Annotated in this window: 26 protein-coding genes and 1 tRNA gene; 17 read left to right on the top strand and 10 right to left on the bottom strand. The window is 49.2% G+C overall.

The features are described from left to right. Window positions 1-362: 362 nt before the first annotated feature. The 3 genes from BN4275_RS04370 to BN4275_RS17790 all read right to left on the bottom strand — a co-directional run bounded on the left by BN4275_RS04370 (window position 363) and on the right by BN4275_RS17790 (window position 1,508). Window positions 363-438: transfer RNA gene (locus BN4275_RS04370), tRNA-Ala, on the bottom strand. A gap of 178 nt (window positions 439-616) precedes the next feature. Further along, window positions 617-856, bottom strand: a complete 240-nt coding sequence (locus BN4275_RS04375; protein WP_066454447.1) for a heavy-metal-associated domain-containing protein — start codon at window positions 854-856, stop codon at window positions 617-619. 100 nt (window positions 857-956) lie between these two features. Continuing rightward, window positions 957-1,508 (bottom strand): collagen-like triple helix repeat-containing protein, encoded by a 552-nt coding sequence (locus tag BN4275_RS17790; protein ID WP_278276515.1) that lies wholly within the window; start codon window positions 1,506-1,508, stop codon window positions 957-959. 744 nt (window positions 1,509-2,252) lie between these two features. Between BN4275_RS17790 and BN4275_RS04385 the strand changes: the two genes are divergently transcribed. Continuing rightward, a complete protein-coding gene (locus BN4275_RS04385) occupies window positions 2,253-2,666 on the top strand; it encodes a hypothetical protein (RefSeq protein WP_147539304.1) in 414 nt (137 codons plus the stop codon). Between the two features lie 70 nt (window positions 2,667-2,736). Beyond that, window positions 2,737-3,102, top strand: a complete 366-nt coding sequence (locus BN4275_RS04390) for a YccF domain-containing protein (protein WP_066454455.1) — start codon at window positions 2,737-2,739, stop codon at window positions 3,100-3,102. A 45-nt stretch (window positions 3,103-3,147) separates the two neighbouring features. Here the strand turns inward: BN4275_RS04390 and BN4275_RS04395 are convergent, their stop codons facing one another. From BN4275_RS04395 to BN4275_RS04415, 5 genes are all read right to left on the bottom strand, one after another. Continuing rightward, on the bottom strand, window positions 3,148-3,459 hold the full coding sequence (locus BN4275_RS04395) for a YbjQ family protein (RefSeq protein WP_066454458.1): 312 nt from the start codon (window positions 3,457-3,459) through the stop codon (window positions 3,148-3,150). Beyond that, window positions 3,440-4,081: a MerR family transcriptional regulator gene (locus BN4275_RS04400; protein ID WP_066454460.1), complete on the bottom strand. Its 642-nt coding sequence runs from the start codon at window positions 4,079-4,081 to the stop codon at window positions 3,440-3,442. Before BN4275_RS04400 ends, BN4275_RS04395 begins: the two co-directional genes overlap by 20 nt. Before the next feature lie 171 nt (window positions 4,082-4,252). Further along, the gene (locus BN4275_RS04405; RefSeq protein ID WP_066454463.1) at window positions 4,253-5,602 is read right to left on the bottom strand and encodes a PepSY domain-containing protein; all 1,350 of its coding nucleotides are present in this window, start codon (window positions 5,600-5,602) and stop codon (window positions 4,253-4,255) included. A 685-nt stretch (window positions 5,603-6,287) separates the two neighbouring features. Continuing rightward, window positions 6,288-7,442: a site-specific integrase gene (locus tag BN4275_RS04410; RefSeq protein ID WP_066454465.1), complete on the bottom strand. Its 1,155-nt coding sequence runs from the start codon at window positions 7,440-7,442 to the stop codon at window positions 6,288-6,290. A gap of 414 nt (window positions 7,443-7,856) precedes the next feature. Then, window positions 7,857-8,216 (bottom strand): helix-turn-helix domain-containing protein, encoded by a 360-nt coding sequence (locus BN4275_RS04415; RefSeq protein ID WP_066454467.1) that lies wholly within the window; start codon window positions 8,214-8,216, stop codon window positions 7,857-7,859. Window positions 8,217-8,374: 158 nt separating this feature from the next. Between BN4275_RS04415 and BN4275_RS04420 the strand changes: the two genes are divergently transcribed. Then, window positions 8,375-8,581, top strand: a complete 207-nt coding sequence (locus tag BN4275_RS04420) for a helix-turn-helix domain-containing protein (protein WP_066454473.1) — start codon at window positions 8,375-8,377, stop codon at window positions 8,579-8,581. A gap of 146 nt (window positions 8,582-8,727) precedes the next feature. On the opposite strand, the gene BN4275_RS04425 is transcribed toward BN4275_RS04420, so the two are convergent. After that, window positions 8,728-9,060, bottom strand: coding sequence for a hypothetical protein (locus BN4275_RS04425; RefSeq protein WP_066454476.1), 333 nt, complete (start codon window positions 9,058-9,060; stop codon window positions 8,728-8,730). Between the two features lie 97 nt (window positions 9,061-9,157). Here BN4275_RS04425 and BN4275_RS04430 point away from each other — a divergent pair, with 97 nt between their 5' ends. Further along, complete coding sequence (locus BN4275_RS04430) at window positions 9,158-9,352, top strand: hypothetical protein (protein WP_066454482.1); 195 nt, start codon at window positions 9,158-9,160, stop codon at window positions 9,350-9,352. Here BN4275_RS04430 and BN4275_RS04435 read toward each other — a convergent pair. Then, complete coding sequence (locus tag BN4275_RS04435) at window positions 9,335-9,688, bottom strand: hypothetical protein (RefSeq protein ID WP_066454484.1); 354 nt, start codon at window positions 9,686-9,688, stop codon at window positions 9,335-9,337. The genes BN4275_RS04430 and BN4275_RS04435 overlap by 18 nt on opposite strands. Before the next feature lie 91 nt (window positions 9,689-9,779). Here BN4275_RS04435 and BN4275_RS17795 point away from each other — a divergent pair, with 91 nt between their 5' ends. The 13 genes from BN4275_RS17795 to BN4275_RS04495 all read left to right on the top strand — a co-directional run bounded on the left by BN4275_RS17795 (window position 9,780) and on the right by BN4275_RS04495 (window position 15,333). Further along, a complete protein-coding gene (locus BN4275_RS17795) occupies window positions 9,780-9,902 on the top strand; it encodes a hypothetical protein (protein WP_278276516.1) in 123 nt (40 codons plus the stop codon). Between the two features lie 178 nt (window positions 9,903-10,080). Beyond that, window positions 10,081-10,278, top strand: coding sequence for a helix-turn-helix domain-containing protein (locus BN4275_RS04440; protein WP_066454487.1), 198 nt, complete (start codon window positions 10,081-10,083; stop codon window positions 10,276-10,278). A 35-nt stretch (window positions 10,279-10,313) separates the two neighbouring features. Further along, a complete protein-coding gene (locus BN4275_RS04445) occupies window positions 10,314-10,724 on the top strand; it encodes a helix-turn-helix domain-containing protein (RefSeq protein WP_066454489.1) in 411 nt (136 codons plus the stop codon). A gap of 204 nt (window positions 10,725-10,928) precedes the next feature. Beyond that, the gene (locus BN4275_RS04450) at window positions 10,929-11,141 is read left to right on the top strand and encodes a hypothetical protein (protein WP_066454496.1); all 213 of its coding nucleotides are present in this window, start codon (window positions 10,929-10,931) and stop codon (window positions 11,139-11,141) included. Further along, window positions 11,120-11,548: a hypothetical protein gene (locus BN4275_RS04455; protein WP_154018819.1), complete on the top strand. Its 429-nt coding sequence runs from the start codon at window positions 11,120-11,122 to the stop codon at window positions 11,546-11,548. The genes BN4275_RS04450 and BN4275_RS04455 overlap by 22 nt, the downstream gene beginning before the upstream one ends. Beyond that, window positions 11,548-12,129 (top strand): ERF family protein, encoded by a 582-nt coding sequence (locus tag BN4275_RS04460; RefSeq protein WP_066454501.1) that lies wholly within the window; start codon window positions 11,548-11,550, stop codon window positions 12,127-12,129. Before BN4275_RS04455 ends, BN4275_RS04460 begins: the two co-directional genes overlap by 1 nt. After that, complete coding sequence (locus BN4275_RS04465; RefSeq protein WP_066454503.1) at window positions 12,116-12,640, top strand: hypothetical protein; 525 nt, start codon at window positions 12,116-12,118, stop codon at window positions 12,638-12,640. Before BN4275_RS04460 ends, BN4275_RS04465 begins: the two co-directional genes overlap by 14 nt. Then, the gene (locus tag BN4275_RS04470) at window positions 12,637-12,948 is read left to right on the top strand and encodes an HNH endonuclease (RefSeq protein ID WP_066455022.1); all 312 of its coding nucleotides are present in this window, start codon (window positions 12,637-12,639) and stop codon (window positions 12,946-12,948) included. Before BN4275_RS04465 ends, BN4275_RS04470 begins: the two co-directional genes overlap by 4 nt. Continuing rightward, window positions 12,938-13,369: a single-stranded DNA-binding protein gene (locus BN4275_RS04475; protein WP_066454505.1), complete on the top strand. Its 432-nt coding sequence runs from the start codon at window positions 12,938-12,940 to the stop codon at window positions 13,367-13,369. Before BN4275_RS04470 ends, BN4275_RS04475 begins: the two co-directional genes overlap by 11 nt. A 12-nt stretch (window positions 13,370-13,381) precedes the next feature. Further along, window positions 13,382-14,068: a hypothetical protein gene (locus tag BN4275_RS04480; protein WP_066454507.1), complete on the top strand. Its 687-nt coding sequence runs from the start codon at window positions 13,382-13,384 to the stop codon at window positions 14,066-14,068. Further along, the gene (locus BN4275_RS04485) at window positions 14,065-14,418 is read left to right on the top strand and encodes a RusA family crossover junction endodeoxyribonuclease (RefSeq protein WP_066454509.1); all 354 of its coding nucleotides are present in this window, start codon (window positions 14,065-14,067) and stop codon (window positions 14,416-14,418) included. The genes BN4275_RS04480 and BN4275_RS04485 overlap by 4 nt, the downstream gene beginning before the upstream one ends. A gap of 3 nt (window positions 14,419-14,421) precedes the next feature. Further along, a complete protein-coding gene (locus BN4275_RS04490; RefSeq protein WP_066454511.1) occupies window positions 14,422-14,634 on the top strand; it encodes a hypothetical protein in 213 nt (70 codons plus the stop codon). A gap of 72 nt (window positions 14,635-14,706) precedes the next feature. Beyond that, window positions 14,707-15,333, top strand: coding sequence for a hypothetical protein (locus BN4275_RS04495; protein WP_066454512.1), 627 nt, complete (start codon window positions 14,707-14,709; stop codon window positions 15,331-15,333). Window positions 15,334-15,337: the final 4 nt, after the last annotated feature.

Raw genomic sequence — 15,337 nt, forward strand, 5'->3', positions numbered from 1 at the left:
GTATGGGCGGTACCTAAACGAAAACAAACAGCGAGCCCCGTTCCTTTTTGGAAGAAGGGGGCTCACTGTTTTGGGCCGACCATCTTATGCGGCGTTTCATCCACGAAGGAATCAAACTTTGCCTGTATTTCTCTCAAATGTGCCTTTCGCTGGTCCGAAATTGACAAAATTATGACACTATTTCGTCATAGTTACCCTCTCATAATGCCCAACGGATCTGTATTACAGTGGAGTTACAGCCAAAATCAATCACAAGTCGATTTGAAAAAAGTATGACCCTGCTGAATGTTCTGGAATAGAATACGCAGAAATCCGCATAACGCAAAAAGTCTGCAAACCGAAGTTTACAGACTTTTTATGATTGGTGGAGACGAAGAGGATCGAACTCTCGACCTTACGGATGCGAACCGTACGCTCTCCCAGCTGAGCTACGCCCCCAATTTATTCACAGCCTGGACACAACCCGCAGACTGCAAGAGTTATTATATCATGGGAAGAAAATCATGTCAATATATTTTTCGACAGATATTTAAAAAATTGTGTTGGCGGCTGTATCTGAAAAAGAAAAGCCATCCGATTGCTCGGATGGCTCAAGCTGGGATTTTGCGGTATTATGTCAGCGGGTGTGGATGTCGCTGGCATCCGCCGCAATCTGGTACCCCAGCTTGTTTAAGCGGTTTTCGATTTTGTCATAAGAGGTGCCGGAACTGTCATAATCGACTGCTACCAGATGATGTTCGGTATTGACGCTGACCGATGAAACACCGTGCAGTTGGTCAAGCTCCGATTTTACGTCCTTCAGATCGTGCTTACCGTTCAGGTTTTCAATGATAAAATAAGCGCTTTCGTTTGGCATAATATCACCTCAGAAATAGCATTCCCGATAACCTAAGAAAAAATAAGATGAAATAATTGAGATAAAAACAATGCGCTTCACATACGTGAAGCGCATTGTTTCAACTAATTGAAGCGACGCGTACAATAGAAAAGCTCCCAGTGATTGGGATATCCTGAGAAGTGCGCAGTTTCAGCCGGATATACACCTGAACAGGCGCATATTCCAAAAAGCCGCCCGTTGCGGCGATGGGATGCATATCGGTGATGCTTTGTACAGAAGAAGAATACCATATCTCATTTGAAACACCAACTATAGGGACAATTTGCATATAACCGCCTTCAGGAAGACGGGACTGAATGGCGTAAGTGAAAAGATAGATATTGCCCGGCTGCAGGATGATAACCGTTTTATCCGGTGACAGGGTAATTAAGTCGCTGTTCTTGATATTGATATCGAATACGAACATATCATTGTCGCGGTAAGTGGCAGGAGAAACGGTAAACTGTGCACAGGCATTGTTGAAAATTCCCGATGGCCCGGTTCCTCCCGTCGGACCGGTTGCGCCGGTGATACCAGTCGGACCGGTTGCGCCGGGATTGCCTTGGGGCCCAGTTGCGCCGGAAATTCCAGCGGGGCCAGTAGGCCCGGTTGCCCCGGTTTTGCCAGGCAACCCTGTCGCGCCGGTGGGTCCAGTTATACCGGCGGGCCCCATGGGCCCGATTGCACCGGTGGCTCCAGTCGGACCAGTGGGGCCGGTGATACCGCCAGTTCCGGTGCCAGCAGGCCCAGTAGGCCCGGTTGCGCCCCGCGGACCTGTCGGACCTGTCGGACCAGTAGGACCCGGAATTCCGATGCCGGCCGGCCCGGTTGCTCCAGTCTGGCCGGTCGGCCCAGGTAGCCCCATAGGTCCCTGCGGTCCTGTTGCGCCGGTGGGGCCAGTGGGCCCTGTAATGAACGGCGGGGGCGGCGGAACCGGGCAAGGGGGGACCGGTGGCGGGCAGGGGCTGCCGCAATTGTGGTTGGCAGGATGTCTATATTGATGATAAGAATTCATGTCTGATGCCTCCTTGGGATGAGTCCCTCCTTCATCCTATGCGCGAAGACGGAAAACGGACTTTAACCGGGAGGAAAAGATCTGGGCAAGGCAGTGAAAGGGGTATCTTGTGTGCACTAATAGGGTGAATACAAGAGAAAAGGAATGGTGGCTATGAAACGCGGTTTCTCCCAATATCTCCTGTTGCTTGGAATTTGCACCTGCCTTTTATTGAGCGCATGCGGCAAGAAAGTATTGATCGGTACACCGCCGCAAACTGCATTTCCACCCGCGGCCGCATCTGAAACGCAAGCTTTCTCCTCCATGCCGCCGGGTTTGGATTCACAAACTACCGGCAGCCTGAGCGATGAAGAACAGCGTATGGTTGACGCATATCTGGTGATTTTCGATTGGATTTACCAGGAGGACCCCGCGCTCAATACCGAGATTAAAAAGATCGCGGTCGATACCGCCGGGATGCAGAATCTGACCACGCCTGCAAAGGAGGCTCTGTTCGCCGGGCTGGAAAGCTACGGCTGCGAGCTGCTCGACAAAAGTTATGCGCAGCTGAAGGAGGAAGGTTATCTCACGGTGGAGGAATCTGGTCGGCCGGGCGGATTTGCGGATGGGATTCTGGTTTCAATTGAGGATGAGCCATATACGGATGGGAAGATCCGCTTCAACGTAGAAAAATGGCGCGGCCCGCTTGGCGCGGTGATGTTTCACGGCAATCTGATTGCGTGGGACGGAAATGCCTGGCAGGTTACCGAAAAAGGGGATATGATGATGGCTTGAGTGAGGAACAGGATTTCCCGGTTGAAGCCAGAAAGTGCTTTAAATCGTTTCTTTAAAAGGAGGGATAGAGATGGGATGCCTTGGAAATCTGCTTTGGTTTTTATTTGGGGGACTCTGGATGGGGCTTGGATGGCTGGCGACCGGAGTTCTGTGGTGTATCACGATTGTGGGAATCCCAGTAGGAACCCAGTGCTTTAAATTCGCACAGCTCGCCTTTTTTCCTTTTGGAAAGGAGGTTCAATATGGCGGCGGCGCGGTTTCGCTTTTGCTCAACATCCTGTGGCTGATCTTCGGCGGGATTCCGCTTGCTGTCGGATCGGCAGTCAACGGCTGCCTTTTCTGTATCACAATTATTGGCATCCCGTTTGGCAAACAGTGCTTCAAGATGGCACAGCTTGCCCTGATGCCGTTTGGGGCTTCGGTCATCTGCAAATAACCTGTCAAAAGCCTCCGCGGCATGCCGCGGAGGCTTTTAGGGGAATTATTTATATTTGACAGCGGTTCCGTAGGCGATGACCTCGGCCGCGCCCTGCATCACTGATGACGAGGCGTAGCGCATATTGAGAACCGCGTCCGCGCCAAGCGCTTCGGCTTCGTCAACCATGCGTTTGACGGCGATCTGCCGCGCCTGATTGAGCATTTCGGTGTAGCCGGTGATCTCACCGCCCACCAGGGTTTTCATCCCGGCCATGAAGTCCTTGCCAAAGTTTTTCGACTGGACGACATTCCCTTTCACAAGTCCCAGAACTTCAAATTCCTTCCCTGGGATATAATCAATATTTACCAGCAGCATCTTCTTCTCCTCCTTGAATTTCTTTGATCCGCTGAATGAGTGCCAATACGGCGCCAACGCCCACTGCGATGGGAATCAAGGCGACCAATGCTACGACAAAGATGGGCGCGTGCTCGACAGAGAAACCCCAGAGAATGATTCCGAGCAGCCATCCCAAAAGCCCCAGCACCAATGCTGTTACAACGATTGGCGCGATGTATTTTTTCTTGCGGTCCTGCTTGCCGATGTTCATAAAACTGACTCCCTCCTGTTCCATCTGTTCCATTTCCCGCAGATAGCTCTCCGCATCCAATGTGTCAAGCGCCGTTTCTCTGTCAAGCAGGCGGGAACAGAAAAGCTGGATTTGTTTGATATTTTTTTCTTCCCGTTCCAAAAGAATCAGATGGCGGCGCAGAGCGTCGGCCATTGTGAGGGAGCCGGAAAGCATCTGCCGGATTTCAACAATCGGGACCGCAAGCTTACGCAGCAGCTTGATCTGACGCAGACGTGACACGTCTATGTCGGAATAATCCCGATAGCCGTTTTCACTGTTCCTTCTGGGGGAAAGCAGCCCTTCTTTTTCATAAAAGCGGATATTCTTTTTTGGAATACCCGCGAGCTGTTCCACTTCATTGATTTTCATGATTCCCACCTCTTTGCCATCAGTGTACACCTTCCATAAAGGGGAATGTCAAGTATTTTTCCCAAAATTCATGCCGTTTTGCGCTTTTTTCTTCTTTTTCGGACAGCCAGATAAAAAAGGTTCCCGATGCAGCCGCATCGGGAACCTTTTTTGATTTTTATAAGGTGTGCTTCAGTCGTCCCAGCCGTCGTCATCATCATCGTACCGGTTGTCGTCGTCATCGTCGTCGTCATCGTCGTCATCGTCATCATCGTCATCATCGTCATCGTCGTCGTCGTCGCCATACCGGTCATCGTCATACCGGTCATCGTCATACCGGTCGTCGTCATACCGGTCATCATCGTACCGGTCGTCGTCATACCGGTCGTCGTCATACCGGTCGTCGTCATACCGGTCATCGTCGTACCGGTCGTCATCATTCCGATCGGTTTCCCATTTCAGGATTTCCCCGGTGTACGCATCAATCTTGAATTCATATTCGATATTTCCATTGCGCATTTCACCCTCGTAATGCGCGCGGTCGTCCCAGTCGTCGTCATCGTTGTCGAGGGAGATTTCCACAAGCGCGGCGCCGCTGGGGGCTTTCTCGAGCGCGATCTTCTTGGCGCGGTCGAGGCTGATGTAGTCCTTCGATGAAGAGGAAACGGACTTTTCGTCAACCTCCCACTTGATGACCTTTCCGGTGTATGCATCGATTTCAAACTCATATTCGGTGTTTCCTTTGCGCACTTCGCCCTCGTAATGCGCGCGGCCGTCCCGGTCGTCGTCATCGTCGAGGGAGATTTCCACAAGCGCGGCGCCGCTGGGGGCTTTCTCGAGCGCGATCTTCTTGGCGCGGTCGAGGCTGATGACTTTATCGGAAGGCGCGTGGTTGGAAGGCAGATCGTCCACGTCGTCCCAATCGATCAAAAGATCGCCCAGATCGATTTTATTCTCGTTTGCGTAGGCGACCAGCTGGGAAACCGAAACATCGGCAAACTTGGCGATATCTTCCAGGTCGTCGCTATCGTCCAGCAGGCGGCGGATCATGGCGAGCTTTCCGGCGGAGATCTTGCTTTCCTCTGCCACAGTTCGATCGTCGTCGGTGATCTTGACGAGTTGGTTCAGGATACCAACCTGCAGGTTGCGATGGTCAAGATACCCCTGAATGGACTGGTTGACTTTTTTGAGCAGGGGGGCCGAAAGCTTATTGTCTTGCACAGTGATCAGGATATCATCATTTTTTCCATCGAGGTAACCGAAGTAGATCATCCGATCGACCAGATCCTCGATGACATCGTCAAGGTCCCGATCGGTGAGTTTATAGCCTTCGAGCAATTTTTTGGCATCAGCGTTGGACGCTTTTAGGGAAACCACCTTATCCAGCCGGTTGGTTTGAATCTCAATGCTGGGGTTGAGGTCGATTGCAAGAAAGTTCACCGGAGTGGTGAGATAAAAATAGAGTGCGCCTGCCGCAAACAAAACGGCAGCCAGCAGCCCGAAAAGAATTCCCCGTTTTTTATGGATACAGTTGGTGTTCATGATTTTAATCTCCTCTCAGTCTTGGTACGTTGGTTGGCCGTACGTGCCTTTCATCCGTATAATGCGGCAGGAGATCTGTTTATTGCAAGATTAAAAAATTTTTTTATGGTTTTATATAAGCGTACCCTTCCGACTGCTTCAACGTGATCCCGCTCTCGGCTGATACCCGTTTCCATAACAGCGTACAGTGTGGCATTGGAGCTGCTCATATAAATAGGTCATAAAACGTGCGGAGATTAAAAAAATATTGGATTTGTGTGACTGAGTCTGTGACTGAAAAATTTGGATGTGAAAATGACAGCATGAAAGAATGACATTTTAATTTTGAGAAAATGCAAAAAATCGTTAAAATGCAAAAATACCCGCAAAATAGCGGGCATCTTTGCAGGGAAACAATATTCTCGTTGCTCCGAGTGCTTATAGCTTACCATACTTTAGCAGATAAATTCAAGAGGTGATGCCAATATTTGTAAGAATAAATAAATCGGTCACAAATAATTTGTATAAGAGAGATAGGTGTAATGACATGTGACTGGAGGGGCGGCCGGACATTTTTTGAATCTATAATTCCCAAAGGCAGAAAATAGATGAAAAACGGCCCTGCAGATTTCTGCAAGGCCGTTTTGGTGGGAACACGGGGACTCGAACCCTGATAAAAACGGCTTATAATGCGGGTTTGAATATACTACTGTGCATTTTTTGTGAATTCATTCAATTTTTGTGTCGTTTCTTCTTTTCTTCGTTTACGAATATGGGTGTACACATCGCGGGTCATTTGTATGGACGTATGACCCAAAAGTTCCTGTGCATCCTTCTCGTTTACCCCGGCCTCAAACAAAATTGTGGCGTATCCGTGCCGCAGCTGATGGGGTGTAATTCGCGGAACGATCTTAGCGTGCGAGTGGCTCTCATGGTCAGTATATATGTGTTCTTCGTATTCCCCAATGGTTTTGCAGTACTGATTCCACGCCCCCCGAAATTCTGACAAAGACATCATACCATCTTTTCCGGGGAATATCAAATCGCTCGGCTTTCCTTTTTTCAGTTTCTCGGCAAGCACATCAAGCAGCGGGATCTCTCGCATTCCGGCAGCGGATTTTGTTCCCTTGATGCTCGCCTTGTTTCCCTCATGATAAGCAGATTTTTTGATATAGATTTTTTTGTTATCCCAGTCGATATCCTCATACTTTAGTGCTATAAGCTCGCCACGGCGACATCCGGTATAAAGTATCATATACGGGATCATTCCGCCCGGAAGATTGTAATTTTGCTTTACAAGATCAAGTTGCTCATCTGATGGTAATTCCCGAATAGTCCTTGGCAGATTTTTAGGAGCGCGAATATATTGCGCCGGGTTCGACGAGATATGCCCCTGGATGACCGCGTATTTAAAAATAAGATTCAACACCAGCAAATGATTCCGAACTGTTTTAAGGGCAAAGGATTTCGCGGACAGCTTCGACACATAATTTTCAACACTTCCCGGAGTGATGGATTTTATTTCCCTATCTCCAAATTCATCCATAGCCCGCGATAGCGGCTTTTCATATCCTACTTGTGTGTTATATTCAAGTTTTTTAAAGTGCTCCTCCTTCCATTCTTCGGCCACCTCTTTGAATAGCGGGCCGCGTTCCTTTATGCCCTGGAATTCTGCGATCTTACGGTTGACCTCTTTTTCGGTTTTGGCGCGAAAGGGGACGCGTTTGCCGTCTATGGTGAGCACTTTTTCATATAGCCCATCCGGGCGGCGATACATCTTGTCTTTTTTCTGCGGTGCGCCGCAATAGTTGCAGAATTTGGAGTCGTCCGGGATCTGCTTACGGCATTTTTTGCACTTCATGGTTAGATACTCCTCCATTTCTATCCACGCGATCCGTATGGAGCACGACAATTACCCTACATCATGTTGCGGGTAGCTAAATCAGGTTATGCACTACAGTTTGTGTCAATATGCATTAATAACAACTTATAGTTGTTAATTTATATATTTTACCACTTGAAGTTGTGAGTTCAGTCTGTTAAACTTTAAAACACAGAACGTATGTTCTATCTCCACAAATCAGCCCCGGTCAGGAGGATGCCATGCAAAATTTACCAATGAAATCAAATAATGGAAAGTGCTATAATGGTAGGGTCGACGAGGCGGACGGGCAGCGTCCCGGAAAAGAGGCAGGAACATGCGACGGTGTTGAACAACAACGAGAATTGGCTTTTACAAAGCTAGTCTTGCTGACAGAAAAACAGTTGGACTTTTTTATTCTTTCGGTGAAAGAAGAGCAGCATCTAGGAGTTTTAGCACCCTTTCAAGTTGAACCTGATCCAGTCCAGCGATCCAGCGAGCAAGCATTAGCTTTGTAGGGTCAGTACTTAACGAATTCCAAAGCCCATCATCGGAAACGGTGGTGGGCTTTTCATCGTTCCATTCCATAATAAACGATGGCGAAACCTGTAATGCTTTTGCCAATAACGCAATTTTGTCTCGCCGCATATTTTCGATATCTCCAGTTTCCCATTTTCTGACGGTACTTTTCCCAACTCCTACAATTTTCCCAACATCTTCAAGCGTTAACCCCAGTTCCAATCGCCTATCTTTTAATTTTTTGTTGATTCCCATCTTTACCACTCCTTGTATCGGATTATAGCATTCCAGTGTCTTTTATGCAACAATTTTTGAAAAAATAATTCAAAAAGTGTCGAAAAAGACTTGACAGCAGTTTTACAGATAGATATAATGAAAGTGTCCTAAACGACACGTAGAATGGAGGTGGTTACATGAACTCAAATGCTCTGAGGGCGCAAATGGCTTTGAAGGGTATAAAAACTAAAGATTTGTGCGGGGCGATTGGAATTAGTAAATCCGCATTCGCAAGAAAGATGTCTGGATCAAGCGATTTTACCAGAAAAGAAATTCAGCTGATTATAGAATGTTTGGACATTGATGATCCGATGTCTGTTTTTTTTAACGAAAAAGTGTCTTAAAAGACACTTAAAAAGAAACCACCCCGAAGGGCGGCTAAGAAGTAGGTGAAACATGACACGAAAAGAATTTTTTTCAGGCTGTAGAGAGACATGGAAAAAGGCGAATATATTTCAAAAGTTGACTTTGTGGTTTTCACTTTTGGCGCTCATTGTTTCCAGTATAGCGCGATACAGGATTGGATGAACGCGGAAATTGCGATAATCAGCGCCAGAAAATCAATCCATTTATCACGCACATATCGTAAAAAATCCTCGATCTTATATCTTTTTCGGTTTACCCCAAAGTGGGAAAGTCGAACAACTCTAGGTGCGCCCAGATCCGTGCGCTCGATTTCTACGTATTCTCTGCTCTCAAGAAATTTTATTGCAAGAATAAATGTCTGTTCTTCAAACTCATCGGGAATTCCATTCCCAAAATGCCAAAACTTATTCTCTTGGTTTTCCAAAAAGCGGAGAACCCGCTTGCTTGTTTTATCCAATTCATCACACCCTTTAGTGACATTCTATCATGCGCGGACATTTAGGACAATCAAGAATAATAGCCGCCCTTTAGGGCGGCAGAAAGGAGAAAATACGATGGATGAAACACGAAAGGCAATGCTTTTAGACACATTTGCGAATGTTAACCGGCTTACCGAAGCAATTGAAGCGGAGTTCCGATCTGTAAGCAATATAGAAGGCAGGAAAGCAGCAGCTGAGATATTGCCTCAACTGCTGCAAGCATACCGACTTAAGGTCGATCTTTTAGGTGAGTTAGAAGGTATTCTTTAGCCCAGATATCAGGATGTAGTTTTCCTTTAAAACCGGTTCGATCTTTTCAAACTCCATAACTCTGAAAAGATCATCTTGTTCTCTGAGCTTGTAGAGTTTCTTTTCCACTTCCTCATATTCAGCGTTTGGGCACTGAGACGAATAGACAACGGTAAACATTGGCGCAAAAAGAACGTAAGCAAAAGATGTGTTGGTTGCAGGCCGTTCGCTGCCTAAAACGCGAGCTCCCCAATAAGGGGCATGTGATATGCAGACGCGAATATCTGTTACACCATTACTTGTACAATTGGACAAGAAGACCGCAAAATCCCGGAAACTATCCACCTTTATAATCATTGAGATCACCTCCTTTCAGGTAAATATTACCACGGAATAGGAGGACAAGCAACAGAAAGGCCGCCCATCAGGGGCAGAAAGGAGAAGGTAAATGAACTGTAATGTATCTTTTAAAATCGACGGGCTGGACGAGCTCGCCGATCTGCTTGAGGAAAACAAGAGAATAGTAGATCGGCTCGAAAAAAACATGACGGCCATCGGGTGCAACCAATGAAGTTTAGAAAATTCCTATCGATATTTTGGGGGACACTCGCCTGCGTGATTTGGATTTTTGACTTACCAATGAGTAACCAACAAGTCCTTTTAATGTCGATGTGGGGAACAGCTACGCTTCTGGTGGCCATGAACATAAGAGACTAAGCCACCTGTCAGGGCAGAAAGGAGTTAATTACATGCCACTCGAAAAACCAGCATACCGAGACAACCTCGAACGCCTGAACGAAGCGTTCCCGGATCGTGAATGCCTCAAACTAAAAGAAGTTGCAAGGTTTTTAGGCAGGGACGAAAAAACCGTCAAGCGATATCTGGGCAGCCTGTTTAAAAAAGGAATCGGGGTCACAAAGGCGACGCTCGCCCGTGAATTATCCTAACGGACAAGCACCCCAAAAGAAAAAGGATGGTGAAAGTGAACTACCTAAAAAAACTACGCGGACAGCGCCCACAAAGAGAACTTGCCCGCACCCTGAAAATTCGCGTCCCGGACTACTCCCGATACGAAACCGGCAAAGCGAACCCCACGCCGGAGCAGATGAAGGATCTATGCGAATATCACTGCTGCAACGTCGGAACGCTCTATGACCGTGAAGATTGGGACTATGACCTTATCGACCCCGTAAAGCCCCGCGAGACGCGCAGAAGCGGGAAGGGGACAGGGATATTAAAATTCTCCGTGCGGCTCACAGAGGGGCTTGCAAACCGGATTCAGGAGCAATGCAAGGCTTTGGAAGTTACACAGGCGCAATACCTGAAACGCTGTGCTGACCTGATGGACAAGGAGTTGATCTCACATGAAGCTCTGCGACCATTACAAGAATGAATACTCCTGTCTGACCTGTCCATATCCGGCAGATGCGCTACCTTGTGAAGAAAACGAACGCAGGATACAGAGCGAGCGGGATCGGCAATCCCGGAAAAGGCATTGGGAGGATCGGACGGAATACCATCGCAAATATTACGCGGCACACCGGGAAGAAGTGATTCGTAAAAACCGGGAGCGGCGGCAGAAAAGGAGGGGACAAGCATGACGGCGGACGGATTGTTTTGGATGATGCTTTTCGCGGCGTGGTGTCTGTATCTGGCAGTCAGCGCGGCGATTATGGAGAGCCTGATACCGTGGATAAAAAAGAAACGCCCTGCGAGGCTGGCACCTCAACAGAGCGGCATAGAAAACTATTGCAATTACAAGGTAACACGAAAGGCGGGCGAAGTCAAGTGCAGGAAAACGGAATGCTGATCGGCGCGGACAGGTACGATGTACAATTGCGGGAACCGAAAATGACGAAATGCGCCCGCTGCGGGGAAGATGTGCCGGAATATGAAACGGTCGAGATCGGCAAGGCTACCGTCTGCCGGGACTGCATAGCCGACTACTGCGACGGCCTTTACCCGGAGTATGGACAGCTCTACCTGAACGAAAATGCGAAACACTACATAGAAAGCGAGAACATCCCGCTTGACAGCGACGACCTTTATCTGAACTGGTGGTTTCACAATCTCGAACGCGCTGACCGGCTGCGGGTCTTGCAGGGGATATACCTTTTGGAATCCGCGTCGGTCGGCGGCGAAGCATTGAAGGAATGGGAAAAAGCCTTTGTCACACAGTCGGATGACTGGATCGATTTTGTAAAGGAGCATGCTTAATGGAAGGCAAAATTTATGCCGCGATGTGCGCGGCCATGAACAGCGTCGGAGCGATTGGAAAGAACGACCGCAATAGTCAACAGGGCTTCATGTATCGCGGGATCGACGCGGTTTACAACGCACTACAGCCAGTCTTAATTGAGCACAAGATTTTCGTTGTCCCGGAAGTGCTCGAACAGACGCGGGAGGAACGGCAGACCAAAAGCGGCGGAAGCCTGATTTACTCAATCCTAAAAGTGAAGTTCACATTCTATGCGGAGGACGGCTCGAATGTGTCGGCGGTGGTTATCGGGGAAGGGATGGACAGCGGGGACAAGGCGAGCAATAAAGCCATGTCGGCGGCGTTCAAATACGCATGTTTTGAAGCGTTCTGCATCCCAACGGATGAAATGCGCGACCCGGACGCGGAAACCCCCGAAAGCATTACTCCAAAGCCCCGCAACGCCCCGGAAGATGATTTTCTGAAATGCGCGGAGTGCGGCTCAAAGATTTCGGTATCCGTGCACGACTTCTCGGTAAAGGCCTATAAGCGTCCGCTCTGCATGGAATGTCAGAAGAGGTTTAAGGATGACAGAGGTTAAATTTCGGTCGGCAAAGATCGAGTACATAGACGGGTACTGGCTTTGTTTGAAGCTGGAGAAGGAGAGTCTTGGAGCCGCACGGCGCTTCCTCTTCAATATGAAGGATCGCCTACACATTGCGGAACTGAAAATGTTTCGTCAACGGCGTTCGCTGGATGCCAACGCTTACTGCTGGGTGCTGTTGGAAAGTTTGGCTCAGGCAGTTGGAAGCGACAAGGATTCACTGTATCTGGAAATGATCGAGCGATATGGTGTATTTTTGCACGCGATCGTTCCACCAAAAGCAGTGGAGATTTTGCGCCGCGATTATCGGAAGATCCGGGAATTGGGGCCGGTGACGGTCAACGGAAAACCGGGGATGCAGTGTCAATGCTATGAAGGGTCAAGCAGATATGATACCGCTCAGATGTCCCGATTTCTGGATGGGATTGTACAAGAATGCAAGGATCTGGACATTGAAACGGCGACGCCGGACGAACTGGCCCGGATGAAACGGGAGTGGAACCAATGAGCAGGATGTCTAAAGCATGTGATATCCCGCCAAAGGTCAAAGCCATTGTTTGGGAGCGTGACGGGGGCTGCTGCATTTTGTGCGGCAACCCGCACGCGGCCCCGAATGCGCATTTCATCCCGCGCTCGCATGGCGGGCTGGGAGTGCCTGAGAATGTCGTCACGCTCTGTTTGAAATGTCATACCAGATACGACCAGAGCGGGCAGAGAAAGCCATTGCAAGCGCGAATCCGTCAATATCTGATGGAACAGTACCCGGAATGGAACGAAGAAAAATTGATATACAGGAAGTGGGACTATGTTAAATAAAGCAATCCTTATGGGCCGCCTTGTGGCCGACCCAGAGCTGCGTCAAACGCCGAACGGCGTTTCGGTGTGCGCCTTCCGTATAGCGGTTGACCGCGCCTACTCAGGCAAAGAAAAACAGGCCGATTTCATTGACATCGTTGCGTGGCGGCAGAACGCGGAGTTCGTCTCAAAATACTTCGCCAAAGGCAAAATGATGATTGTCGAGGGTTCGATCCAGACGCGAAAGTATGAGGACAGAAACGGAAACAAGCGCACGGCGGTTGAAGTCGTGGCCGACAATGTCCAGTTCGGGGAGCCGAAGGGCAGCGGCGAAAAGCCCGGCATTGATATCCGCTATGAGGAACCGGAACAAGGCAATGTGAATGCAGATGGTGATTTCTCCGAAATGGCAGCGGGTGATTCTGACGACTTTCCGTTTTAAGGCGGTGGCCCCATGAACTACATGACCGAGATAAAAGCATTTTATGATCTGCTCGAAACAAATCCGCTGCCCTCACCCGCCATCGCCGTATGGCACGCATTGATGCACATAGCGAATAAAACGGGTTGGCAGCAAGAGTTTGCGGTAGCGGTATCGGTGCTCGAAGTCAAGACGGGGCTGAATGCCAAAGCGATAGAACGTGCTCGAAACAGGCTTGCGCAGGACGGGATAATCAGTTGGAAATCCCGGCGCGGGAATCAGTCTGCGATTTATACGCTGCATTCCCTGTGCGACAAAATGTGCTATGAAAATGTCGCACAACCTGTCGCACAAAGTGTCCCACAATATGTCGCACAACCTGTCGCACAAAGTGTCGCTATTAATAAAACAAAACAAGACAAAACAAAACAGATAAGCGCTAAAGCGCCGCGCACGAAGTTTAAAAAACCCACGGTTGAAGAAATCCGGCTCTATTGTCAGGAGCGGAGAAACAGCGTGGACGCGCAAAGGTTCTTCGACTATTACGAGTCCAACGGATGGCATGTTGGTAAAAACCCCATGAAGGACTGGAAAGCATCCATCAGGACGTGGGAGCGGAACGGGGTTGCACAGCCAAAGCAGAACCCGTCAGCCAAAACCGGGGAATCGTCGCTGGACATGGATAAGCTGCACCGGATGCTGCATGGAGTGCCGGAATGAAGTACGTCATAGACCGTATCCCGCCGAGCAATAACCGGTACATAGGGCGAACGAACTTCCGGGAGTACCAGAAAGCCAAAAAAGAATGGGCCGAACTGATTTACTGGACGTGTATCCCGCGCCCGGAAAAGCCAATTTCCCGCGCGGTTGTGAAGCTGACCTATTTCTTCCCGACCAGAGGACGGCGCGACCCGGATAACTATTCCGGCAAGATGATCTTAGACGGGTTGACAGCGGCGGGAATCATAGAGGACGACAGTTTCGGGCACATCGAGCTTATTCTGCGCGGCGGATATGATAAAGAGCGCCCGCGAACAGAGATTGAGGTCATGCCGCAAGAAAGGAGATAAGACATGGCAAGAACCAAGAAATACGAAAGAACACCGGTAATTCTCCGAGCAGATGAAATCGTGAAAATGTTTTATCAGGGATATACCATCCCTATGCTGATAAAAAAAGTGAAGGAAAGCGAAATATCCTCCACGATTGCGGCAAAGCGCAAAGTCTATGAGACTTTGTACGAATACGACATGCGCAAAGGATGGGCGAAAGATGAAACGCCATAAACCGAAACCAAACCTTCCGGCGTAGCTAACCGGGGAGAGGGCGTGCGCACGCCTCCAAAGAAGGAGGCAAACATGGAAAACAAAGAAAAGATCATACTGGACTTATGCGGCGGAACGGGGAGCTGGAGCCGCCCATACAAAGAGGCGGGATACGATGTGAGACTGATCACCCTGCCGGAATACGATGTGCGTACATATGAGCCACCGGAGGGCGTGTATGGGATACTGGCCGCGCCGCCATGCACTGAATTCAGCCTCGCTAAAAACGGCAGCCACCGCAAGCGGGATTTGGCGGCGGGCATGGAGATTGTCGAAGCATGTCTGCGCATCATCTGGGGGTATCAGCAAGCCGAGAAGCTGCAATTCTGGGCGTTGGAAAACCCGGTCGGTCTGCTGCGAAGATTCTTGGGGGTGCCGCCGTACACGTTTTACCAATGGTGGTTCGGCGACTTGGGAATTAAACGCACGGATCTGTGGGGACAGTATCGGCTTCCCCGGCAGAAGGTGTTTGAGCGGCCTGATGACCCATATTTTGCAAAACAATACCGAAGCGGAAAGAAAAATCAATTCGCATGGGCGGCACCACAATGCCCGGAATGGGCGAAGGACTATATAGCGCGGCAGCCGGACAAGCGGGCGGCGCTGCGGGCGATCACACCGCCTGGATTCGCAAAGGCGTTTTTTGAGGCAAATAAATAGGAGG

Origin of the sequence: Anaerotruncus rubiinfantis, assembly GCF_900078395.1 — a bacterium.
In the GTDB taxonomy this organism is placed as follows: Bacteria; Bacillota; Clostridia; order Oscillospirales; family Ruminococcaceae; genus Anaerotruncus; species Anaerotruncus rubiinfantis.